This is a genomic window from Bradyrhizobium sp. SUTN9-2 (assembly GCF_003122645.1).
Taxonomy (GTDB): domain Bacteria; phylum Pseudomonadota; class Alphaproteobacteria; order Rhizobiales; family Xanthobacteraceae; genus Bradyrhizobium; species Bradyrhizobium yuanmingense.
Genome location: NZ_LAXE01000001.1, coordinates 1,010,836 through 1,034,228 on the forward strand (window position 1 = coordinate 1,010,836; position 23,393 = coordinate 1,034,228).

A 23,393-nucleotide genomic window follows, 5' to 3' on the forward strand; every position below is an offset into this window, starting at 1 on the left:
ATACAATCGAGATGCGCGAGCTGAGGGATGCTTCCGTCGATCCGGCGGCTGAATTGAGCTGCACAATCGCGGCAGGGTCAAAAGCTATCTCAGGCTCGTGACGAGAGGCGCTCGTCAGTTCCGTTCAGTCGAGATGGCTTCGGCTCGGCCGCGATCGCTTGGGAGAGGCAGAGGCTCCTACTTGCCACGGATGAACTCAAGGAGCTGGCTTGAGGCTCCGTCGCCAACGCGCTGCGCACCTGCGACCGTGAGGTGATTGACGTCCCAATAGAGCCAGAGGCCGTCCATGGCGGTCGGACACTCGGCTTCTCCGCACAAATAGCGTTCTGGATAGAGCAGAAAGACCTGGTTCGGGTAGCGGCTCCGGATCTCCTCGAGCATGGCGTGGAATTCGCGATTGTCGGCCTGCACGCGATCAAGGGGCACAGCAGGACAGGGCTTGCTTGGCGCGTGCCAGAGGGGTCCCGGTGCGAAGCGGGACATCGGACTGCGGCAGCCCGGCTCGACTCCGGGCGCTATGATCAGGATGCGTCGTCCGCTGCCGCCCAGCTCATGGATCGTGTTCTCGATGCCGGCCCGCCAGACCTGCAGGGCCGGTGCATTGACCTCCGGCGCGAGCTCGTTGCGGAGCGCATCGCCGTAGGTCATCCAGGATTGACTGAGCACGATTGGAGCCTGGTTCTGCCTGATCGCGGCGAGGTAGGTATCGCGCTGGCGTTTGCAGTCCTGCGAGCCGTCGAAAGCTGCTCGCACGAGGCCGACGAGCAACGGACAACCTTCGGCCGTATAGGCCTCTCCCCGGACGGCGGCGCGCTTTGCCGCCGGGTCCAGCGCTGCGACATAATGCTCGGCGAAGGAGTCGCCGAGCACTTGCACGCCAACGGGGTCGCTCAATGAACCGAAGGCACATTTCGATTGTGCGCTCTTGGCGCACGGCCAGAAGCCGAATCGCTGCAGATCGGCGACCTCGCGGGCCTGTGCCGGGAGCCGCCATGGCCAGCCATCTTGGCGGTTGGCCACAAATGCAACAATCGCGAGCGCGACGATCGTCGCGGCGGCGGGGCCGGCGACTCGCAGCAGTGACGAGCGACCCGCGCGATAAGGCTGTTCGATCAGCCGATACATCAGCACAGCCAGCGTCATCGCGAGGGCGACGATCAGCGCTTTCACCGCAACCGACTTGGCGTCGTCGCCCAGGATGTAGTTTGCGTAGACGATCAGGGGCCAGTGCACGAGGTAGAGCGAGTAGGACACCAGCCCGATCCCCGCACTCAGCGGATTGGTCAGGACAGGCGAAAGGACGTGACGCTCGCCCGCCAAGATCACGCAGGCTGCACCCAGGCATGGGATGAGGGCCGTCGCGCCAGGGAAGGAGGTCGCACTGTCGAAGCTGACGACCGCGTAAGCGATCAAACCGAATCCGGCGGCAGCCAACAGCGAGCGCGCTCCGGCCTGGAAGGTCAGCCTCTGCTCAGCAAAGATGACCAGCGCTCCGATCGCAAATTCGAAGGCGCGACAGGTCGGCAGGTAGAAAGCACCCGAGCTGTCGGTTGCGAGTGTCGCTTGCGCGACGCCGAGCGAAAGAATTGCGATGCCAAGAATGAGCAAAGGCAGTGCGCGACCGAGCAATCGGCGCCCCAGCAGAATGAACACGGGCCAAAACAGATAGAATTGCTCCTCGACGGCCAGCGACCAGAAGTGAAGCACGGGGCTGGGATCGGTCGAGTTGGCGAAATAGGCGTGGCTGCCGCGCCAGAAGTAGAAATTCGAGACCGATACCAGCGTAGCCACGGCGTCTTGAGTCAGGCCCTTGAAAAGCTCCGGAGAGAACCAGAGGCCACCGACGGCCAAGATGCCGATGATGGTGACGATCGCTGCGGGAAAGAGGCGCCGGATGCGGCGCTCGTAAAATCGCTGGAGCGAAAATTCGCCGCGATCTGCCTCGCTGAGAATGATCCGAGAGATCAGATAGCCGGACACGACGAAAAACAGGTCGACGCCAACGAAGCCGCCGCCGAACGGCGGAACGTCCAAATGATAGAGGAATACGCTCAAGACGGCGATCGCCCGGAGCCCGTCAATGTCGCGTCGATGGGATAACTTTGTAACCAATTGCTGAATCCACTGGCGGCGGTTCGTCCGACTGCGGATCCGCGCGCGCCCGCTTGCCTTTAGCGCGCCCGCATGCGTTCCTCAACCGCAGGACGGGCCGAATTCTCCCCCAATCGGGCTCGCCCCGGTCAGGCCGTCTCCGTCAACGCCGGCAACCCATCCGACGCTGCTGCGAGAAGACGCAGGACTTTGCCATGGCGCTCAGCGCATCGCTTCTCGTCGCACGGCCGCGGCTGCGCCAGGCATCGAGTCGGATTGGCTCATGGAAGGATGTTACAATCGGATGATGAGAAGGGCGAGGTGACGGATGCTTCAGTTGTTGGTCTTCGTGGCGGGCGTCGTCGGCACCGGCTGGTTGATCGGAGCGACCAATCCCCCCGGTGAATGGTATGCCGGCCTTGCCAAGCCGAGCTTCGTCCCGCCGAACTGGGCGTTCCCGATCGCCTGGACCATCCTTTACGTTCTGATCGCTGTTGCGGGATGGCGGACCTTTCGCCGTGAGCCCAGGGGCAAGGCGATGCTGGCCTGGGCGGCGCAAATGGCGCTCAACTTCATTTGGTCTCCGGTCATGTTCACGATGCACCAGATCGGCGCCGCGCTCGTCATTCTCGTCGGCCTGTTCATCGCGATCGTGACCTACATCGGTCTCGAGCTGTCACGCGACAGACTCGCCGCCGGATTGTTCGTGCCCTACGCAGCCTGGGTCGCGTTCGCCGGTGTGCTCAATGCGGCGATCTGGCGCTTGAATTGAGGCGCTGGGTCTCGACCGATTCAAAAAACAATCTCAGGCTTGTGAGTGGCAAGCATGGGCACGCGACCCAATATGAGCCCGCGGAGGACAGCCCATGCAATACAGCTCCGAGCTCATTCACACCATGCGTCAAGCGCTGGAGACCGTGATGGCGAGTGTGCCGGCCCATCAATCGGTGTTCGGCCTGAAAGCGGCCGTCGCCGAATGCATCCTGAAGGCCGCCGCACACGGCCACACGTCATACGATGGATTGGTGACGGCAGCGTCCGACCAGCTCCAGGCGATCATCGCGATGCTGACGTGAGGGCCGGCCTCGTGCTCGTCTTCACGGTTCGGGTGCTGCGGGTCAGTGGGTGAGAGGCGCTGCTTCCTGCGCGCGGAGCTCTCGTCCAGTGCGCTGCCCAGCGCCGGGGTCATCATCGCGAGCAGCTCCGGATTGTGCCCCGGGGAATATCGAACGCCCGGACAAATCTTACGCAATGCCGCCAATGATGAGATCGAAAGATCTTTCGTGCGTCGCTTTCGAGTAGTTTATCGCCCGGTGTAGCCGCCGTTAATGTAGACAGTCTGGCCCGTGACCCAATGCGATGCTGGCGACGCAAGGAACCGAATCAGCGGAACGACGTCGGAGACCGCGCCGAGGCGCCCCGCTACAGAAAGACGCGTCGCGTAGGCGATGGCGGCCGCGTCCTCGGGCGCCCGATAGAAGGGTGTATCTATTGGGCCGGGCGCAACGGCATTGACCGTGACACCGCGAGCCCCGAGTTCGCGCGCCATGGAGCGCGTGAACTGTTCGAGAGCTGCTTTCGATCCCTGATATAACGCATAGTTGGGAAGGTAGCCGTCGATCAGCGACGAGCATGCATTAATGATTCGCCCACCGTCCGGAAGATGACGGCTCACCTCCTTCATTATGAAAAAGCTCGCCTTGGCGTTCACTCCGAACACGTCGTCGTATTCGGCCTCGCTGATTTCGGCCACCGGCTTCTTGACCATGCGACCGGCGTTGTTGATCAGTATGTCGATGCGACCGAATTCGCGCAGCGTCGCCTCCACGAGGCGCGAGTGCGTCGGCATGTCGTGGAGTTCGCCTTCGATAGTGGCGGCACGAGCACCCTGTGCGCGGACAAGGTGCGCTGCAGTCTCGGCATCAGCTCGATCGCCCACGTCATGATAGTGGATCATGATGCTCGCACCGTCCGCTGCGAGTCCTGCTGCATATGCGCGGCCGAGATTGCGCGGCCCTCCGGTGATCAGCGCGACTTTTCCCGCGAGAACACGGGTTGGGTCTCCCGACTGATTCGTTTGGGCGTCTGTTCGACCGACTGCAGCCGCCGTAGCCGCCGCCGCGGTGATGCCAAGTGTCATCGAACGACGCGATAGCCAAATGTTTTCGTTTTGAGTCATGGTTATCCTGCGCCTCCGCTTCAGCATGTCAGCAGGCCGTCGTTCACAAAAACGGCTTGGCTCTCCGGTCACGCGAACCTAGAGGCATGAGGCCGCTGCGCGGCAGGTCGATTCTTGCTGTCTTTTGCTTCAGCGCGCGCGGATATCAGACGGCAACAGACCTGTCCGGGCACGGAACTGACGACGAAAATGATTGATGTTCGAATAGCCGAGGTCGGCGGCGATCGCTTCAACGCTATCGGGCGTGTTCCGAAGGCGTTGGCGCGCGTGCTCTAGGCGGCGGCTCGACACATATTGATGCGGCGCAGATCCGGTGGCGGCCTTGAACGCCCTGGCAAAGTGAAACGGACTTAGTGCCGCAACTTCGGCCAGCCGCGCGAGCGTCAGATCCGTGGCGGTGTGTGCTTCTACAAAATCCAGCACTCTGCGCAGGCGCCGAGTATCCAGCGAGCCTTTTGAGCGCTCGATCGCCCGCCCTCCGAATTTTCCGCACAAGACAATCGCGTAGAGGGTCCGCACCAATGAATCGCGTTCGACGTCGTTCAAATGATGCCTCCCGCGCGCGGCTGCGCGGAAACGGTCAACGATCGCCCATGCGTGAAAGTTCTCCCAGCCATGAATATCGGCAAGATCGGCATGGCCCTCAGCACCAAGTTCCTCGGCAATTTGCTTCCGCAGCGAGCCATCCGCTGAAATTTCTACCACTTCAGCGGGCGAAGTTGTTCGCACCCATTTGACCGGTTCTCCGCCGGTCAGACCGATTGTTCCGGCAGGCGCATCGCGAGCGACCGTGCGTCCATTCGCCAGCATTACAGCGGCGTTCTTCTGGCCGTTAAACCCCACCGCGATCGCTCCAGGCAGCGCGAGCGATGCATCACCTGCGTCCGCCGCGGGCGGCAGACGGAGGTGCGCAACGCGCACGCTCCCCCATGTGAACCGGGCTATGTCGATGCGATTGAACATCCGACGTGAGATTTGGGGGACGGTGTACGTCGCGCCAAGCCCGGTATCTCGCCGCCAATCGGTAACATTCGTCGCTCCGGGAGAGAGGCTCCGGCGGGCAGAACTGGCTCACGCGAGCCGAGGCCGTTGCATCGAAGACGTGATCGAAAAGGCTCTGGTGAATGTGGGGCGGTTCGGTAGCGCGAGCGACATTCCGCTGCTTCGCGCTTGGTCACTCTATCCTGATCTGGGGTGTGCTTCGCGATACAGGCCATCAGGGAGATTGATGAAGCGACCGGCCAGATGAAGCCGCCTGCCGAGAGCTAGTTGAGGTAGGGCTAATTGAGGTAGCGCGCCGCATCGAGGGAGCTGCGCGTCAATCGGTGACAATATCGCGCAAATCACAAAATGGCGCACCCGACACGATTCGAACGTGTGACCTTTGCCTTCGGAGGGCAACGCTCTATCCAGCTGAGCTACGGGTGCTAGTCGAGGTTCATTTAGCCGATTGGCGCGGGGCGGGCAACCGCTTCTCGATGGAAGCGCGCTTCAGGCCGATTTGCGCTTGACCGGGTCCGGAACCGGCTTGCCGCCGAGGGCGGCGAATTCGGCCAAAACCCGTTCGGCGCAGATGACGCGGTTGCGGCCGAGGCGTTTGGCGACATAGAGCGCCTCGTCGGCCGCGCCGAGCAGCCGGTCGGGGCCGCCGTCGGCACCGCCGGGAATATGGCTTGCGACGCCGACGCTGAGGGTAACGTGGTCGCCGGCGCCGATCGCGCCATGGGCGATCGCCAAGGCCATCACGGCGCAGCGGATCGCCTCGGCCACCATGCAGGCGCTGTCGCAATCCATCTCGGGGAGGATCAGCGCAAACTCCTCGCCGCCATAGCGGCTGGCGAGGTCGAGCGGGCGCACCGCATGCCGGCTGACGACGTCAGCCACCGCGCGCAGGCACTCGTCGCCGCTCTGGTGGCCGTGCTGGTCGTTGAACAGCTTGAAATGGTCGACGTCGACGAACAGCAGGGCCAGCGGTTTCTGCGTGCGTTGGGCGCGGGCCCATTCGCCGAGCAGCATCTGGTCGAAGGCGCGGCGGTTCGCGAGGCCAGTGAGCCCGTCCTTGGTCGCGAGCTCCTTCAGCGCCATCTCGGCGCGCTTCTGGTCGGTGAGGTCGCGCAGAGTCTCCACCACCGCGATCAGGTTGCCGGCCTCGTCGTGGATCGGGCCGGCGTCGATGGCGAGATAGAGCTGGCTGCCGAGTTTGGGCATCACGCACCAGTTCTCCGCTGAGAAGCCGAGCCCGTTGTGGCCGCGCGCGGCATATTCCGAATAATACTCCGGCAACTGCTCGGGCCGGTCGAGCGCGACGAGGTCGGCAAGGCAGGGGCGCTTCGTCTCGTAGAATGCCTGCCAGTGCTTGCTGGTGCCGATCACTTCGGCGGCCCCGACGCCGGTCAGCCGCTCGCAGGCTCTGTTCCAGATCACGACGCGGCGCTTCGGGTCAATCACGAAGGTCGGCACCACGAGGTGCTGCATCAGCCGGACGGCGTAGGAATCGGCGACATCGAGCGCCTTGCGCGACTTCGGCATCAGGCCACCGCAGCCACGGGCAAGCCATCGGAGGGACCGAACAGCTTGCGTACCTCGCTGGCCGGCTTCGGTGCACTGAACAGATAGCCCTGCATCTGCGTGCAGCCGAGCGCGCGCAGCATGTCGCGCTGCGCCTCGGTCTCGACGCCCTCGGCGACCGTGGTCATGCTGCTGGCGGCCGCGATGTTCACTACCGCCTGCACGATGATGGGCGAGCCGCTCGCCTCGGCGATGTCGACGACGAAGCAGCGGTCGATCTTGATCTTGTCGAACGGGAAGCGCTTCAGATAGCTCAGCGAGGAATAGCCGGTGCCGAAATCGTCGAGCGCGATGCGCACGCCGATTGACCGCAACTGGTGCAGGATCGAGAGCGCCGCCTCGTCGTCGCGGATCAGCACGGCCTCGGTGATCTCGAGCTCGAGCCGGCGCGGGTCGAGGCCGGAGGCGGCGAGCGCGCCCGCGATTCGCAGCGCCAGCGTGTCGCATTTGAGCTGCACGGGCGAGACGTTGACCGCGAGGCGCACATGCGCCGGCCAGGTCGCGGCCTCACTGCAGGCGGTGCGCAGCACCCAGTCGCCGAGCTCGGTGATGAGGCCGGTGTCCTCGGCGACCGGAATGAACTCCGCCGGCGACACCATGCCGCGCTGGGGATGGCGCCAGCGCAGCAGCGCCTCGCAGCCGGAGACTTCACCCGAGCGCAGGTCGACCAGCGGCTGATAGTGAATCTCGAAGCCGCCGTTGACGAGGGCCTGGCGTAAATCCTGCTCCATGCTGAGGCGTGCCTTGGCGCAGGCATCCATTGCGGGCTCGAAGAAGCGGTGGGTGCGCCGCCCCTCGGCCTTGGCCCCGTACATCGCGAGGTCGGCGTTCTTGACCAGCTGATCGAGATCGGCGCCGTCCTGGGGCGCCAGCGCGATGCCGATGCTGGCATCGGTGGAGAGCTGATGGCCGAGGCAATGATAAGGCTGCCGGATCGCCTGGTAGATCCGCTTCACGAAGGACAGCACGTCGGCGGAAGACCCGATGTCGGTCTGGATCACGGCGAATTCGTCGCCCCCGAGCCGCGCGATCAAATCGCCTTGCTTGAGACAGCCGCGCAGACGGCCGCCTATCGCCTTCAACAGCTCGTCGCCGACGTGATGACCGAGCGAATCGTTGATGCCCTTGAACTCGTCGACGTCGATGTAGAGCAGCGCAAACTGGCCGCCTTCGGCGATCTTCTCCAGCTCGCATTCGATCTGCTCGCGGAACAGGGCCCGGTTCGGCAGGTCGGTCAGCGCGTCGTAATGCGCCATATGCGCGATCTTCTCGTGATCGCGCCGCCGCTCCGTGACGTCCTCGACGACATTGATGATGTAGCGCGGCTCGCCCGACCTGTCGCGGATTCCGATCCGGGTGGACGTGATGTAGCGCCGTCCGATGCTTGGCGTGGTCCACACGTGCTCGTCCAGGAACAGCCCGTCCGGCGATTGCAGCAGCTTGTCGTCGTCCCGGGTGATGATCCCGGCGGTTTCTGCCGGATAGAGATCGAACGCGGTCTTGCCGACGATCGTCTTGCTGGTTTCGCCGAGTTGTTGCTCGGCCACCTGGTTGGCCAGCAGGTAGCGCCGCGTGCGGGCATCCTTCACGGTGATCCGTGACGGGATATGGTCGATGATCTCGCGCAGGAAGGTGTAGTTGCGGTCGCGCTCCTGCTCCAGATTGCGCTGCTCGGTGATGTCCTCGATCGTGGCGACCCAGCCGCCCTGCGCGAGCGGCGTGTTGATGACCTGGAAGGCGCGGCCGTTGGCCAGCTGATGCGTTCTCGTCGAGACCGTGCCTTCGGCGACGACCCTCATGACGTCGGCGCAAAACGCTTCGACATCGCCATCGAATGCGCCGCGCTCCTTGCGATGATACATCGCCTCGCGGATGTGGCAGCCGGGCTTGATGACGTCGTGGGACAGGCCGAACATGTCGGCGTAGCGGCGGTTGCAGGTGACGATGGTGCCGCCCGCGTCGTACAGGATCAGCCCTTGCGACATGTTGTTGAGGGCGGTGTCGAGCCGCAGCCGCTCCGCTTCGATGCGCTGCTGGGCTTCGCGGTTCTGCCGGTTGATCTGGCGGATGATCAGATAGAGGATCAGCGCGATGGTGGCGGCCGAGAGGGCAGCGGTCGCCACCAGGAAGCCGGTCTGGTGGCGCCAGTCCGCGAGCGCGGCCGCTGTGGTGTTGGTGGCGATGATGACCAGCGGAAAGTGCTTCAGCGAGGCGGCCGAACCGAGCCGCTCCTCGCCGTCGATCGGGCTGTTGCCGCGGTGGCTCTGATGACCACCTTGCGCCAGCACCTTCTGCATCAGTGGCGCATCCCTGAAGTTCCGCCCGATCAGCTCTTCGCGATGCGGATGACGCGCCAGCATCTTGCCTTCGCGGTCGAACAGGGAGATGGCCGTACCCTCGCCGAGGGCGACGGAGGCGAAATAGTGCTGGTAGCTGTCTGGATTGATCCGCCGCACCATCGCGCCGAGGAAGGTGCCGTCCGCGCCGTTCAAGCGGCGTGCGACGATCGTGGTCCATTTGTTGATGATGAAGCTGCGGACCGATTCCAGAAGCACCGGCTCGGACTGCGGATTCAGCTTGAATGTCTTGAAATAGCCGCGCGAGGAGACGTTGATCTTGGGCAGCGGCTGGGCCCGCGACCAGTTGATCAGCTCGCCCTCGGCATCGTAGATCGCGATGTCGCCGAGATACGACACGGAGCTCATCTTGCTGCGCAGCATCTGGTTGGCGGCAGGCCCGGACAGGCGCTCGCGGAACATCGCAGGCGAGGTGATCTCCGGCAGGTTCATCTGTCCGATCAGGTCGGCGGCGACGACGTCGGAATCCTCGAATTGCTGATCGAAATGCCGCGCGATCAGCTTCACCGTGTTTTCGAGCTCACGCTCGCGGTTGGCGAGGGTCCGCTCGCGGAATTCGCCGACCGCCATGGCCGTGACGATGAAAATGCCCGCGACCAGAAATACGCCGCACAAGGTCAGCCACAGGACAGGACCGCGGCGCGCCAAGGCCTCCCAGCCGTTCCTCGCGGCTAGAGACATTCCGGCTGCTACCTTGGCAAAGACCTGGCGCATTCCCCCTCGCTGGAGGACCACGAATACACCGCACAAATGGCGCAAACCTTAGGAAAGCCAGTTACCTAAGCATTAATCCGGCTCGTGTGATCGCATCCATCCTAGCGCTGCGCCCATCGCACGCGGCGCTTCTGTCGCGCGCGCTGCAATCGCGGCGCCGCATCGTGAATCATCGGTTAATGCCCGGGTCCTGCGGGCTTCTTGCCGCCGCCATGGCGCAGCCGTCCGACCACGCCGGTCGGGAAGAAATAGACGCTGGCGATGAATAGCAGCCCGAGCCACAGCAGCCAGCGGTCGGGATGCAACAACCCCGGCAGCAACGGCAGCCCGGCTTCGCCCGCCGCCTTGGAGGCGACGCCCATCAGCGACTGCAGATAGTTCTGGGCGAGGATGAAGATGGTGGCGCCGATGATCGCGCCGTAGATCGTGCCCATGCCGCCGATCACCACCATCAGCAGGATGTCCAGCATGATGGAGAAGCTCAGCGAGGTGTCGGGACCGGCATAGCGCAGCCACAGCGCATTCAGGATGCCGGCGCTGGCCGCGACGAGGGCGGCGAGGCAGTTGGCGTAGGTCAGGTGGAACACGGTGCGGAAGCCGAGCGCCTCGGCGCGAAAGCGGTTCTCGCGGATCGCCTGCAGCACGCGCCCGAACGGCGAGTTCACGACGCGCAGCAGCGCGAGGATCATCAGGGCCGAGATCGCGAACACCAGGTAGAAGGTCAGGATGCGGCCGTTGATCTCGAAGCCGAACAGGTTCTTGGAGATCAGCACCGTGCCGGGGCGCAGCAGCTCCGGCAGCTGGAAGCTGCGCCCGTCCTCACCACCGGTCAGCCAGGACAGCTGCGAGGCCAGCACCTGGAAGGCCGAGGCGACCGCGAGCGTGATCATGGCGAAGAAGATCGCCGCGACCCGCAGCGAGAACAGCCCGATGGCGAGCGCAAGCAGGGCTGCGAGCGGCAGGCCGGCGACGATGCCGGTGGCGACCGCGGCCCAGTTCGGACCCATGCCGTACAGCGCGATCGCGATCGCGTAGCTGCCGATGCCGTAGAACATGGTGTGGGCGAACGACACCGAGCCGGTATAGCCGAGCAGGAGATCGTAGGAGGCGACGAGGGCTGCGAAGATGCAGATCTTGGCCGCGACGTTCAGTGCCTTGGCGCCCGGGAACAGGAATGGCGTTGCCGCCAGCGCCAGGATGATGACGACGAGAACGAGCGTCAGGACGCGGCTGCGCGGCGGATCGCCTGAAAGGATCATCATCGGCTGGTCACCGCATAGAGGCCGCGCGGCCGCCACATCAGAATGGCGACCATCAGCAGGATGTTGGAGACGAGGGCGAGCTTCGGCACCAGGAAGCCGCCGTAATTGGCGACCATGGCGACGAGGATGGCGCCGATGAAGCAGCCGCCGATCGATCCCAACCCGCCGATGATGACGACGATGAAGATCAGGACGGTGAGGTCGTCACTCATGGAGGCGTGCACCTGCTCGCGGTAAAGCGCCCACATCACGCCGCCGAGGCCGGCCAGCGCCGATCCGGTCATGAACACGCCGAGGAACAGGCGGCGGATGCGGTAGCCGAGCGCCTCCACCATCTCGCGGTTCTCGACGCCGGCGCGGATCAGGAGGCCGAGCTTGGTGCGGTTGAGCACGAGCTGGATCGCGATGAAGACGGAAAGCCCGATCAGCATCGCCAGCACGCGGTACTTGGCGATCGCGACGTCGCCGATGATGAAGGAGCCGCGGAGCGAGGCCGGCAGCGGCATCGGGATGATCTGCGGCCCCCACAGCGCATAGAGCGTCTGCTCGGCGACGATCAGGCCGCCGGTGGTCATCAGGATCTGCTTCAGGTGCTGGCCGTAGACGGGAAGGATGAGCACGCGCTCGACGACGAGGCCGAGCGCACCCGACACCGCCATTGAGAGCAGCGCGGCTGGCCCCAGCACCGCGAGGTTCATCCAGAGCGAATCGGCCTGGATGGACGCCGCGAACGGCGCCAGCACCAGGGTCGCGACATAGGCGCCGACGGCGATGAAGGCGCCGTGGCCGAAATTGAGCACGTCCATCAGGCCGAACACCAGCGTTAGCCCTGAGGCCATGATGAAGATCATCATGCCCATGGCGAGGCTCGCGACGGTCAGCGTCAGCCAGGACGAGGTCGATCCGATCAGCGGGATCATCAGCAGCGCGAGCGCGAGCGGCAGCAGGATCGGCGCGAGATCGCGTTTCGGCTTCGGCAGCGGATCGGTTGCGGCAAGGTCTGTCACTGATGCGCCTCCAGGCTCAGGCCGAGCAGCCGCTCCTGCAGCGGCACGTCGGCGGCGAGTGCCGCCATCTCGCCGCGATGAACGATGGTGCCGTTGTCCATCACCAGCACGTTGTCGCCGAGCTCGCGGGCGGCAAAGAAATTCTGCTCGACCATCAGGATCGTGGCGCCCTTGCGCTTGATCTCCTTCAGGCACTCGATCAGCGCCATCACGATGGCGGGCGCGAGGCCCTTGGTCGGCTCGTCGATCAGGAGCAGCTTGCGCGGCTCGACGATCGCGCGGGCGATCGACAGCATCTGCTTCTGCCCGCCCGACAGGCTTCCCGCGCGCGACAGCCAGAAGCGGCGCAGCGCCGGGAAGAAGCCGAAGATCCAATCCAGCTGCTTGTCGTCGAGCGGCGCGTCGCGCGCCGCCAGCACCAGGTTCTCCTTCACCGTGAGATCGGAGAACACGGCCATGCTCTCCGGCACGTAGCCGACGCCGAGCCGCGCGATGTCGGGCGTCGCAAGGCTCTCGATGCGCTGGCCTGCCAGGGTGATCTCGCCTTTCGAGGCCTGCCACAGCCCCATGATGGTGCGCAGCGTCGTGGTCTTGCCGGCGCCGTTGCGGCCGAGCAGCATCGTGACCTGTCCTTCCGGCACCGTGAGATCGATGCCCTGGAGGATGTGATAGCGCCCGATATGGGTGTGCACGCCGGAAAGCTTGAGGAGATCGCTCATGCTGCGCTCCCTGCAGCGTTCTTGGGCGCGATGCCGAGATAGGCTTCCTGCACGATCGGCGAGGCGATCACCTCGGCGGGTGCGCCGTCCGCCACCAGCTGACCGTTATGCAGCACGATGATGCGGTCGGCGAGCGAGCGCACCACGTCCATCTTGTGCTCGACCAAGAGGATGATCTTGCTCCTGTCCTGCTTGAGCTGCGCGATCAGGTTCAGGACGATCGGCACCTCGTCGATGCTCATGCCGGCGGTCGGTTCGTCGAACATGAAGACTTTTGGCTCGAGCGCGATCATCAGCGCTACCTCGAGCTTGCGCTGGTCGCCATGCGACAGCGCGGTCGCAGTGACGCCGCGGCGATTGCCGAGCGCGACCTGGTCGAGGATGGCGTCGGCGCGCGCGATCAGGTCGCGGCGCACCATCCAGGGCCGCAGCATGTCGTAATGCGTGCCCGCTGCCGCCTGCACTGCGAGGCGGACATTCTCTTCCACTGAGAGGTTCGGGAAGAGATTGGTGAGCTGGAAAGCACGTCCGAGACCCGCACGGGTGCGCATTGGTGCGGAATGCTCGGTGATGTCGGCGCCGTCGAACACGATGCTGCCGCCGGATGCCCGCAGCTGGCCCGAGATCAGATTGAAATAGGTGGTCTTGCCGGCGCCGTTCGGCCCGACGATGGCGGTGAGCTCGCCCGGGCGAAACGTGCAGGAGACATTGTTGACCGCGACATGGCCGCCGAAGCGGATGGTGAGGTCGCGGGTTTCGAGGGTGAGCGGCATGGAGAGTCTGGCAAATGATGAAACGAGATAGATCCGCAGGTCACGCTGCGCTCCCTCCCCCGCTTGCGGGGGAGGGTCGGGGAGAGGACTGTCTCCGCAGGCGAGAACCCCCAAGAGGAAGGAGTCCTCTCCCGGCCTCTCCGCATCCGCCTTCGCCAAGGCTTCGGCGGACAAGAGCGGGAGAGGTGAAGCAAGAAAGCTCACCGCTTGTTCTTGATCGGAACGTTCATGTCCTCGATCTTCAGCTCGCGCACCGGCTCGAGCACGGCCCAGGCGACGTTCGGATCGACCTTGACCTTGAAGTGATACATGCTCTGCAGCGCCTGATGGTCCTCTTTCCGGAACACCATCTTGCCCTTGGGCGTGTCGAACTCCAGGCCCTCCATCGCGCTGATCAGCTTCTCGGTGTCGGTCGACTTCGCCTTGGTGACGGCGGCGACGACGGACATCGCAGCCGCAAAGCCGCCCGCGGTGAAGAAGTCCGGCGGCGCGTTGAAGCGCTTCTGATGCTCGGCGACGAGCCAGTCGTTCACCGGGTTCTTCGGGATCTCATAGAAGTAGTAGGTCGCGCCTTCCATGCCGGGCAGACCCTTATAGGCGGCGAGCGCCGGCAGGATGTTGCCGCCGGTGGAGAGCTCGATGCCGTAGCGCTTCGGGTCCATGTCCTGGAGCTTGGCCAGCGGATTGCCGGCGCCGGCCCAGATCACCCAGATCACCTTGCGGCCCGGCTTGTCCTTCAGCGCGTCGAACAGGCGCTGGCCGACCGCGGTGAAGTCGGTGGTCGAGGTCGGGGCATATTCTTCCGCCGCGAGCGTCGCGCCGGTCTTGGCGAGCGCCTCCTTGAACGCGGCGACGCCGTCGCGGCCGAAGGCGTAGTCCTGCGCCAGCGTCGCCACGGTGACGCCCTGCTTGCCGATCGCGACCGCGTTGGAGATCGCGTCCTGCGAGGAGTTGCGCGCCGTGCGGAAGATGTAGCGATTCCATTTCTCGCCGGTAATCTGGTCCGCGACCGCGGGCTCGACGATCAGGATCTTCTTGTTCTCCTCGGCGACGGGAAGAATGGCGAGCGCCGCGGCCGACGAGGTCGTGCCGATCGCGATATCGACCTTGTCATCCTGATAGGCCTCCGAGAGCGCGGCCTTGGCGAGGTCCGGCTTGCCCTGGTCGTCCTTGGTGATGATGACGATCTTGCGGCCGTCGAGCGTCATGCTGCCCTTGGTGGCGTATTCGAATCCCATCTTCAGGCCGGTCTCGGTCTGCTTGGCGTAGGCCTCGAGCGGACCGGTCTTGCCGTAGATCAGCGCGATCTTGAGATCGTCGGCGAGCGCGGAGGTGCCCGCGCCGAGCGCGAGGATGGTTGTTGTTATGATGAGTGATCGACGCACGATGGTCCCTCCTGATGTAAAGTTTCTGCCAACAGCGATTTGCACAACGTCACGAACATTGCAATTGATCCTTCCGGCGGCGTGCGCCGGCGCGAGAGCATGCATCATTTTTGAGCCTGGCTCGCACTGCGCGCCGCGCCGGCCTCGACCTGGCGCCAGTCCGACTGCGCTTCCTCCGCGCTCTCGAAGATGTGCGGCGCGACGCCGCGCTTCTCCAGGGCTTCGCCTAGCTTGATGCGCAGGAAACCCGACGTGGTGTAGCGCGACACGCCGGAATAGAAGCGGTCGACGAGGCTGCGCACCATGGCCGAATAATCGTCCATCAGTTCCGGCAGGATAAAAAAATTGTCATAATTGACGATGGCGTAGACGCGGCGTCCGAGCGGCGCCAGGCGGGCCTCGACGATGGCGGCGATGGTGTCGATCTCCGCCTTGCTGCGCAGCGGATAGCGCTCGAGATTGACGAAGAACAGGTTCTGCTGCTCGTCCAGCGTGAAGCGCTGGTCGAGCGGGATGGTGAGCAGGCGCTCGCGCAGATCCATCAGGCTGTCGCCGAAGATGCGCGCGTCCATCAGGGCGGGGTCGCGCGGGATCAGCGGCTTGAAGTCCATCAGGCGCAGGATGTCGCGCTCGACGTCGATGCCGGGCGCGACCTCGACGAGCTCGAGCCCGCCCTCCCGGAGCTCGAACACGCAGCGCTCGGTGACGTAAAGGGTGCGTTGCTTGCGCGCGGCGGCAAACGGGCCGCTGAAGGTGACGTGCTCGACATTCTCGACGAATTTGCGCGACGTGGCCTCGCCCAGGATGACGAGCTTGCCGTCCTTTACCGCGATGCGTTGCTTGCCCGCACCGAACGTGCCGACGAAGATCACTTCCTTGGCGTTCTGGCTGATGTTGATGAAGCCGCCAGCGCCTGCGAGCTTCGGCCCGAACTTGCTGACATTGAGGTTGCCGGCGCGATCGACCTGGGCAAGCCCAAGGAAGGCGGCGTCCAAACCGCCGCCGTCGTAGAAGTCGAACTGGTAGGGCTGGTCGATCACCGCCTGCGTGTTGATCGCCGCGCCGAAATCGATGCCGCTCGCCGGGATGCCGCCGATCACGCCCGGCTCCGCCGTCAGCGTGATGAGGTCGATGATCCGCTCTTCATTGGCGACCGAGGCGATCCCCTCGGGCATGCCGATGCCGAGATTGACGACGCTGTTGGCCTTCAGCTCCAGCGCCGCGCGCCGGGCGATGATCTTGCGCTCGCTGATCGGCATCACCGGCAGCGAGGCGGCGCGGACCCGGATCTCGCTCGAGAAGGCCGGATTGTATTGCGTGCCGAAAGTCTGCCAGTGGTTCTCGGGCCTCGACACCACGACACAGTCGACGAGGATACCGGGAATCCTCACTTGACGCGGATTGAGGCTGCCGGCCTCGGCGACGCGCTCGACCTGGGCGATGACGATGCCGCCGGAATTATGCGCCGCCATGGCGATGGCAAGCGCCTCCAGCGTCAGGGCCTCCTTCTCCATGGTGAGATTGCCGTCGGGATCGCCGGTGGTGGCGCGGATGATCCCGACATCGATCGGGAAGGTCTTGTAGAGCAGGCACTCCTCGCCGCGCAGCGTGATCAGCTCCACCAGGTCCTCGGTGGTGCGTGCGTTCAGCTTGCCGCCGCCGTGCCGGGGGTCGACGAAGGTGCCCATGCCGACACGGGTGATGTGGCCGGGCCGGTGCGCGGCGATGTCGCGGAACAGGTGCGTGATGACGCCCTGCGGCAGGTTATAGGCCTCGATCTGATTCGCAATCGCGAGCTGCTGCAGTTTCGGCGCAAGGCCCCAATGCCCGCCGATCACGCGCCGCACCAGGCCTTCATGTCCGAAATGATTGAGGCCGCGCTGCTTGCCGTCGCCCTGACCGGCCGCATAGACCAGCGTCAGATTGCGCGGCTTGCCTTGCGTATAGGGCGCATCGCCCTCATGGGACAGATAGAGCTCCTCCAGTGCGATGGCGATCTCCTCGGCAAAGCCGATGCCGACGAAGCCGCCGGTCGCCACCGTGTCGCCGTCGCGGATCAGCATGACGGCTTCATTCGCCGAGACGACCTTGCCCTTCTCGGAATTGCGCAAGTAAGGCAGAGCTGGATGATGGCTCACGGCGTTCCTCCCGCTCCCTGGACCGTAGGCCTTGTTGTGCTTGATCTTATCGCGAAGCGCTGCCCCGGAACAGGTTGCTCCTCGCGAAAGAAAGACGGCAAAGCGGAGAGCAAGGTCCGCGCCAGATCCCGCAACGTCGCGCAAAACCGCTGAAATCTGCGGCAATTGCCTGCAATCTGTCCCGGAAGAGCAGCCGGGTGCGGTGTCCGGAATCCGAGACTCCGGACAGTCCGGTGTCTCGAAACTCAGACGGGCGCCGATCCCGAGGCGAGGCCGAACTTGGCGAGCTTCTTGTAGAAGGTCGCGCGCGAGATCCGCAGCATCCTGGCGGCCTCGGCGATCTGGCCGTTGCTGGCGGCGAGCGCCTGTTCGAGCGTCTGCTTCTCGAACTCGGCCTCGGCCTCGGCATAGGGTACCACCAATCCGGCCGGGCGCTCGGCCGGTGCGAGCCTGACCTCGGTGCCGATGGGGAGAATGCGGGCGACATCCTCGCCGGTCAGCCGCCCGGAATCGCTGAGGATGAGCGCGCGCTCGAGGATGTTGCGGAGCTCGCGGACATTGCCCGGCCAATCGTAACGGGCGAGCGCAGCGAGCGCGCTCGGCGTGATCTTCGCCTTGACGTAATCGCCCGACGCGCTGATGTCGTCGAGCAGCCGGGCGCAGATGTCGGGGAGATCGTCGAGGCAGTGGCGCAGCGGCGGCAGATCGACCGAAAGCACGTTGAGGCGGTAGTAGAGGTCGGCGCGAAATGCGCCGTCGCTGACACGCTTGCGCAGGTCCACATTGGTCGCGGCGATGACGCGGACGTCGACCCTCGTGATCTTGTCCGAGCCGAGCGGCTCGATCTCGCGCTCCTGGAGCACGCGCAGCAGCTTGGCCTGCAATTGCAGCGGCATCTCGCCGATCTCGTCGAGGAACAGCGTGCCGCCGTCGGCAATGCGGAACTTGCCCTCGCGTCCCCGTCGGTCGGCGCCGGTATAGGCGCCCGGCGCAGTGCCGAAGAACTCCGACTCGATCAGCGTCTCGGGGATCGCGGCGACGTTGACGCTGACGAACGGCTTGTCGGCGCGCGAGGAGGCGTTGTGAATCGCCTGTGCCAGCATCTCCTTGCCCGTCCCGGTTTCGCCGGTGAGCAGGACGGTGACGCTCTGCCGCGCGGCGCGGCTGGCGATCTCCTTGGCGCGCGCGATCGCCGGCGTCGTGCCGACGAAATCGGCAAAGGTGAAGCGCGCCGCGCGGGCGTTGGACAATTGCCGCCGCGCCAGCCGCAGATCGCTCTCGAGCTGGGCGACGCGGGCGAGCAGGGGCTTCAGGCTTTCGAGATGATCATAGAGCACGAAGCCGATCGCGCCGATCACCGTCCCGTTCTCGTCCTCGATCGGCATGCGGGTGACGACGAGTTGCTCGCCGCCGAGCTCCATGATGTCGAGCAGGATCGGCTCGCCGGTCTCGGCCACCTTCCGCATCAGGCTGTTCGGGATGACCTCCTCGATCGACCGGCCGATCGCCTCGCTGGCATGGTCGAGACCGAGCGCGGCAAGATATTTCTCGTTGACGTAGACGACGCGCCCGCCGCGATCGATCGCAATCGCGCCCTCGCAGAGCTTCTCCAGCCGCTCGAACAGCGTCTCCATCGCGCGCGCGCGGAGATAGGCGGGATCGCTGATCGAGGAGGCGGCGGCAGGCATGAGATACCTCGGGGAGGTCCGCCCCGTGTATTAGCAAAAGTCCAGCGATTTCAAAGGGGGAAATGGCGCCAAAGGAGGAATGGGCGCTGAACCCAGCTCAGCAATCGCTGTCGTCCCGGGGCGCGCAAAGCGCGAGCCCGGGACCCATAACCACAGGGCGCAGTGCTGCGCGACGCTCCCACTCCGAGTCTTCGCTAAATTGCTCTCTTCGGGTATGGGTCCCGGGCTCGCTTCGCGCCCCGGGACGACAGCGGTATGTGTCGCGCCGCCCCTACCGCCGGTACCCGCTCGCCCGCGAATAGCCCTGGCGGTGCTGTTGCGCCGGGCGGCTTGCCACGCTGACCCGCGCCTCGCTCGAGGAGGGCGTTGCGAGCTTCAGCTCCTCCAGGAAGATCGGCCGGGAGAAATAATAGCCCTGCGCGTAGCGGATCTTGGTCGCCGCCTGCAGATAGGCCAGCTCCTCGTAGGTTTCGAGGCCTTCGGCGATCACCGTCATGCCGAGCGCCTCGCTCAAGGATTCGATCGCGCGCAGGATACCCTGGCTGCGCGGACGATTATGAATGTCGGTGATGAAGGAGCGGTCGATCTTGATCTCGTCGGCGGTGATGTCGGCCAGCGCCGAGAGCGAGGAATAGCCGGTGCCGAAATCGTCGATGGAGACGCCGACGCCGAGCTTGCGGAACATCGGCAGGATCTCGTCCTGAAAATGATTCTTGGCGACGAAAGCATCTTCCGTCACCTCGATCATGAACCGCTGCGGAAAGCCGGTCTCCTCCAGCGCCTGCGCAAAGCTGCGCATGAATTCGGGATTGCCGGCCTGCTTGGCGGCAACGTTGATGCTGATGGTCGCTTCCGGGCCGAACGTGTCGTTGATCAGGTCGATCGACTTGACGATCTCGGCGAGCACGAGATGGGTCAGCTCGTCGATCAGGCCGAGCTCGCCGGCAAGATTGATGAACGAGCCGGGCGCCTGGATCACGCCTTCGTCGTCGCGCAGGCGCACCAGGGCCTCGATGCCCTTCACGGCCTGGGTGCGGATGTCGACCTTGGACTGGAAGGCGCAGCAGAAGCGCTTTTCCAGGATGGCGAGCCGGAGCGACTGCTCGACCTTCATCCGCGCCTGCGCCTCGCGCTCCATGCTGGCATCGAAGAAGGCGGCCAGTCCCTTGCCATTGTTCTTGATGCGGTACATCGCGATGTCCGCGTTCTGCCGCAGCGTTTCGAAGCTGCGTCCGTGGTCGGGATAGAGGCTGATGCCGACCGAGGTCGAGGCGAACACTTCCGAATGGTCGATGAAGAACGGCGCGGTCAGCCGCTCCAGCGTCGATTGCATGAATTCGGCGACTTCCTCCTGGCTCTGGACCGGTGACAGCAGCAGCAGGAATTCGTCGCCCGAGATGCGCGAGAGCATGTCTGAATCGCGCAAGTCCCGTCCGAGCCGCTTCGCCAGCTCGACCAGCAGCGCGTCGCCCACGGCGTGGCCGTAATAGTCGTTGATGTGCTTAAAATTGTCGACGTCGAGAAAGGCCAGCGCAAAACGTTCGCCGCTGCGGTCGTGCGCGAGCAGGGCATTGGCGCGGTGCTCGATCACGCGGCGCGAGGGCAGCCCGGTCAGCTCGTCGAAATAGGCCGAGCGGAACAGCTGGTCCTCGAAATTCTTCTGCTCGGTGATGTCGGAGGATGCCGAGATCAGCAGCTCGCGTCCGTCGAGACGAACGGGGCGATGGGTCGTGAGCAGCACCTTTCGCGCGGCGCCGACGTGAAGCGCTTCCTCGGTCACGACCGGCTGCCCGTCGCTCAGGGCCTGGCGGCAGGCCTCGCGCCGCGGCGTCAGATCGGGTGAAGGACGGCTGCCGTCCAGGCCGAGCTGCGCGGCGGCGGCATCGTTGACCAGCAGCAACTCGCCATGCGCGTCCTGCACGGTGAGGCCGGCCGGCAGCATTCTAACGATTTCCTTGAGAAAACCGAGCTCGGCTTCAGTCGCGCCGGAATATTGATTGTCGTTCATAGAAGTCATGAATCTTGTTGTTTCAGCGCGCCTTTGCAATGGGCGCGATCTTCCGCGGTTCCCTCTTAAGTTTGGTTAAGGGGTCAGGAGAAATACGGGGGTGTTTTGGAGAAAACTTGCGACGATCCGACGCGCGCTGGCGATCGTCATTAACGGAGCGTCAACGCGCTCGGCGAAACAGCGGAGTATCCGCGTGGGAGCGATTTCGCCTGCGGCCATCCTTCGAGACGCCCGCCGTGGGCGGGCCCTCAGGATGAGGGCCGGAGTGCGCTGCGCGATATCACCCGAGCACCGATGCCGCTTAGCCTCATCCTGAGGAGACCGCGAAGCGGTCGTCTCGAAGGACGAGGCGCTTGCTCAGGTCGCGCAAGTGCCACACGCGATTGCGCCACCGCGCGGGCAGCAAGAAGCACACCTTACATGTTGCGACGTCTACTCGCTTCGTGGAATTCGGCACTGCATGATGCAATGCAGCCCGGTTTTCAGATACGAGATCTCAGTTTTGCCGTCGAAAGCCGACAGCGCCGACTTCAAGAGCTTGGTGCCGAAGCCGGGCTCCGACACCTTGTCCACGCTCGGTCCTTCGGTTTCGTCCCAGGTGATCGTCAGGCGGTCGTCGGTGATGGTCCATGACACCTGCAACAGACCGCGCGGTGAGGAGAATGCGCCGTACTTGCCTGCATTGGTGGCGAGCTCGTGAAACATCAATGACAGCGTGACCGCGAGCTTGGGCGGCAGGAACAGCCGCTCGCCGTTGAGCGTGAAGCGGACATGGCCGTAAGGCCCGAGCTCGGAGATCAGGAGGTCGCGGATGTCGCAGCCGGCCTTGTCGATCCGCGAAATCAAATCATCGGTTGCGGCCAGCGAGCGCAGCCGCGGATCGACCCGGGCCCAGACCTGTGGCTGGTCGTGCAACACCTGGTGCACCACGGCATGCACCGTCGACAGCTTGTTCTTCAGCCGATGCTGGAGCTCCTCCACCAGCAGCTTGCGATAATCCTCTTCCTCGATCAGGCGTTTGGAAATTCGGCGCTGCTCGGCCAGCATGGTGCGATAGTGCTCGACACCCCAGATGGTGATCGCGCACACGGTCCAGTAAAGCGCCAACAGGACAAACCGCGCGCGATCCGCAAACGCATCGCCGAAATTCAGCGCGACGCCGAGCACGCCGCCGACGAGCGCCGTCACGATGCCGATCCGGAATCCGCCCAGGGCCGCAGCAAAGAAGACGGCCGGGAAGTACGGCGTGAAATAGATGTCGGGACGAACCTGAGCGAGGCCCCAGCGGACCAGGGTTGCAGCCAACAGGCAGACCACCGCAAAGCCGATGCTCAGAGCGAGCGAGGGCGGCGCCGCACCCTGCCAGCCCTTGCGGAACTCCTCGATCAGCTTCCTCATGCACTGCCTGGTTGCGATAGGCGTTCGACGGTCGAGCGGCCCGTGAGGATGTTACGCATGCCGCCCATACAAGCATAGCTTGCCTTGTCGGAAGCGGGCAGGAATAGTGACCGCTGCGGCGACGGCGGCGGCCGGCATTCGCCATTTGGCATCAAATCACTCGAAAACAGGAACATTCCATGGGCAGGCTGGACGACAAGGTTGCGGTGATCACGGGGGCGACGAGCGGCATCGGATTGCGCACTGCGGAAGTCTTCGTTGCCGAAGGTGCCAAAATTGTGATCGCAGGCCGGCGCGTACCGGAAGGCGAGGCGCTGGCGAAGCAGCTCGGGGAAAGCTGCATCTTCCGTCAGACCGACGTCACCGTCGAAGCGCAGATGCAGGCGCTGATCGCGCTCGCGGTCGACAAGTTCGGCAGGATCGATTGCCTGTTCAACAATGCCGGCGGGCCGGCACAGACCGGCGGCATCGAAGGGCTCGAGGTCGAGCGGTTCGATGCGGCGATGGCGACGCTGGTGCGCAGCGTCATGCTCGGCATGAAGCACGCCGCGCCCTACATGAAGAAGCAGGGCGGCGGCAGCATCATCAACAATGGCAGCATTGCCGGCCGCCTCGCCGGCTTCTCGTCGTCGATGGTCTATGGCGCGGCCAAGGCGGCGGTGATCCATCTCACCAAATGCGTGGCGATGGAGCTCGGCGAATCCAACGTTCGCGTCAACTCGATCTCGCCCGGCGCGATCGCGACCGGCATCTTCGGCAAGGCGCTGGGGCTCTCGACCGATGCCGCCGAGAAGACGCCGGCGGTGATGCGCGAAGTCTACAAGACCGCGCAGCCGATCCCCCGCGCGGGTCTTCCTGAAGATATCGCCCAGGCCGCAGTGTTCCTGGCCAGCGACGAATCCAGCTTCATCAACGGCCACGACCTCGTCGTCGACGGCGCCATGACCGGCGGCCGCAACTGGAGTCAACAGCAGCAGGGCTATGTGGCCTTGCGCAAGGCGTTCGATCAGGGGGCGTAGCAGCTCCGGCGATGGTGCCGTAGGGTAGGCAAAGGCGCGCCCTTCGCGCGCCGTGCCCACCATCGATGTTTGCACCCGGAGAAACGT

General features: G+C 64.5%; 17 protein-coding genes and 1 tRNA gene. 3 read left to right on the plus strand and 15 right to left on the minus strand.

The features are described from left to right. Positions 1 to 177: 177 nt before the first annotated feature. Positions 178 to 2,112 carry an acyltransferase family protein gene (locus XF30_RS04775; RefSeq protein ID WP_283811123.1) on the minus strand — a complete coding sequence of 645 codons (1,935 nt, stop codon included), beginning with the start codon at positions 2,110 to 2,112 and terminating at the stop codon, positions 178 to 180. A 307-nt stretch (positions 2,113 to 2,419) separates the two neighbouring features. Between XF30_RS04775 and XF30_RS04780 the strand changes: the two genes are divergently transcribed. Both XF30_RS04780 and XF30_RS04785 read left to right on the plus strand, forming a co-directional pair. Continuing rightward, complete coding sequence (locus XF30_RS04780) at positions 2,420 to 2,863, plus strand: TspO/MBR family protein (protein WP_036024016.1); 444 nt, start codon at positions 2,420 to 2,422, stop codon at positions 2,861 to 2,863. A gap of 94 nt (positions 2,864 to 2,957) precedes the next feature. After that, positions 2,958 to 3,167, plus strand: coding sequence for a hypothetical protein (locus XF30_RS04785; RefSeq protein ID WP_036002484.1), 210 nt, complete (start codon positions 2,958 to 2,960; stop codon positions 3,165 to 3,167). Positions 3,168 to 3,394: 227 nt separating this feature from the next. Here the strand turns inward: XF30_RS04785 and XF30_RS04790 are convergent, their stop codons facing one another. The 14 genes from XF30_RS04790 to XF30_RS04855 form a co-directional block, all read right to left on the minus strand. Then, positions 3,395 to 4,270, minus strand: a complete 876-nt coding sequence (locus tag XF30_RS04790) for an SDR family oxidoreductase (protein WP_204524492.1) — start codon at positions 4,268 to 4,270, stop codon at positions 3,395 to 3,397. A gap of 129 nt (positions 4,271 to 4,399) precedes the next feature. Then, positions 4,400 to 5,233 carry a helix-turn-helix domain-containing protein gene (locus XF30_RS04795; protein WP_109142064.1) on the minus strand — a complete coding sequence of 278 codons (834 nt, stop codon included), beginning with the start codon at positions 5,231 to 5,233 and terminating at the stop codon, positions 4,400 to 4,402. A 388-nt stretch (positions 5,234 to 5,621) separates the two neighbouring features. Continuing rightward, a tRNA-Arg gene (locus XF30_RS04800) sits at positions 5,622 to 5,698 on the minus strand. 63 nt (positions 5,699 to 5,761) lie between these two features. Beyond that, positions 5,762 to 6,799 (minus strand): sensor domain-containing diguanylate cyclase, encoded by a 1,038-nt coding sequence (locus XF30_RS04805; protein WP_109142065.1) that lies wholly within the window; start codon positions 6,797 to 6,799, stop codon positions 5,762 to 5,764. Next, positions 6,799 to 9,909: a bifunctional diguanylate cyclase/phosphodiesterase gene (locus XF30_RS04810; protein WP_192893030.1), complete on the minus strand. Its 3,111-nt coding sequence runs from the start codon at positions 9,907 to 9,909 to the stop codon at positions 6,799 to 6,801. The genes XF30_RS04805 and XF30_RS04810 overlap by 1 nt, the downstream gene beginning before the upstream one ends. A gap of 176 nt (positions 9,910 to 10,085) precedes the next feature. Further along, positions 10,086 to 11,171, minus strand: coding sequence for a branched-chain amino acid ABC transporter permease (locus XF30_RS04815; RefSeq protein WP_192893031.1), 1,086 nt, complete (start codon positions 11,169 to 11,171; stop codon positions 10,086 to 10,088). After that, complete coding sequence (locus tag XF30_RS04820; RefSeq protein WP_036002397.1) at positions 11,168 to 12,178, minus strand: branched-chain amino acid ABC transporter permease; 1,011 nt, start codon at positions 12,176 to 12,178, stop codon at positions 11,168 to 11,170. Before XF30_RS04820 ends, XF30_RS04815 begins: the two co-directional genes overlap by 4 nt. After that, entirely contained in the window at positions 12,175 to 12,897 is a 723-nt protein-coding gene (locus XF30_RS04825) for an ABC transporter ATP-binding protein (RefSeq protein ID WP_109142068.1), read from the minus strand. Before XF30_RS04825 ends, XF30_RS04820 begins: the two co-directional genes overlap by 4 nt. Continuing rightward, a complete protein-coding gene (locus tag XF30_RS04830; RefSeq protein ID WP_036002389.1) occupies positions 12,894 to 13,670 on the minus strand; it encodes an ABC transporter ATP-binding protein in 777 nt (258 codons plus the stop codon). The genes XF30_RS04825 and XF30_RS04830 overlap by 4 nt, the downstream gene beginning before the upstream one ends. 200 nt (positions 13,671 to 13,870) lie before the next feature. After that, complete coding sequence (locus tag XF30_RS04835; RefSeq protein WP_036002387.1) at positions 13,871 to 15,055, minus strand: substrate-binding domain-containing protein; 1,185 nt, start codon at positions 15,053 to 15,055, stop codon at positions 13,871 to 13,873. Between the two features lie 104 nt (positions 15,056 to 15,159). After that, on the minus strand, positions 15,160 to 17,193 hold the full coding sequence (locus XF30_RS04840; RefSeq protein ID WP_109142069.1) for an acyl CoA:acetate/3-ketoacid CoA transferase: 2,034 nt from the start codon (positions 17,191 to 17,193) through the stop codon (positions 15,160 to 15,162). A gap of 245 nt (positions 17,194 to 17,438) precedes the next feature. After that, on the minus strand, positions 17,439 to 18,881 hold the full coding sequence (locus tag XF30_RS04845; protein WP_109142070.1) for a sigma-54 interaction domain-containing protein: 1,443 nt from the start codon (positions 18,879 to 18,881) through the stop codon (positions 17,439 to 17,441). 271 nt (positions 18,882 to 19,152) lie between these two features. Then, entirely contained in the window at positions 19,153 to 20,889 is a 1,737-nt protein-coding gene (locus tag XF30_RS04850) for a putative bifunctional diguanylate cyclase/phosphodiesterase (protein WP_192893384.1), read from the minus strand. A gap of 432 nt (positions 20,890 to 21,321) precedes the next feature. Then, positions 21,322 to 22,287: a sensor histidine kinase gene (locus XF30_RS04855; RefSeq protein ID WP_109142072.1), complete on the minus strand. Its 966-nt coding sequence runs from the start codon at positions 22,285 to 22,287 to the stop codon at positions 21,322 to 21,324. A gap of 179 nt (positions 22,288 to 22,466) precedes the next feature. Between XF30_RS04855 and XF30_RS04860 the strand changes: the two genes are divergently transcribed. Then, the gene (locus tag XF30_RS04860; RefSeq protein ID WP_109142073.1) at positions 22,467 to 23,306 is read left to right on the plus strand and encodes an SDR family NAD(P)-dependent oxidoreductase; all 840 of its coding nucleotides are present in this window, start codon (positions 22,467 to 22,469) and stop codon (positions 23,304 to 23,306) included. Positions 23,307 to 23,393: the final 87 nt, after the last annotated feature.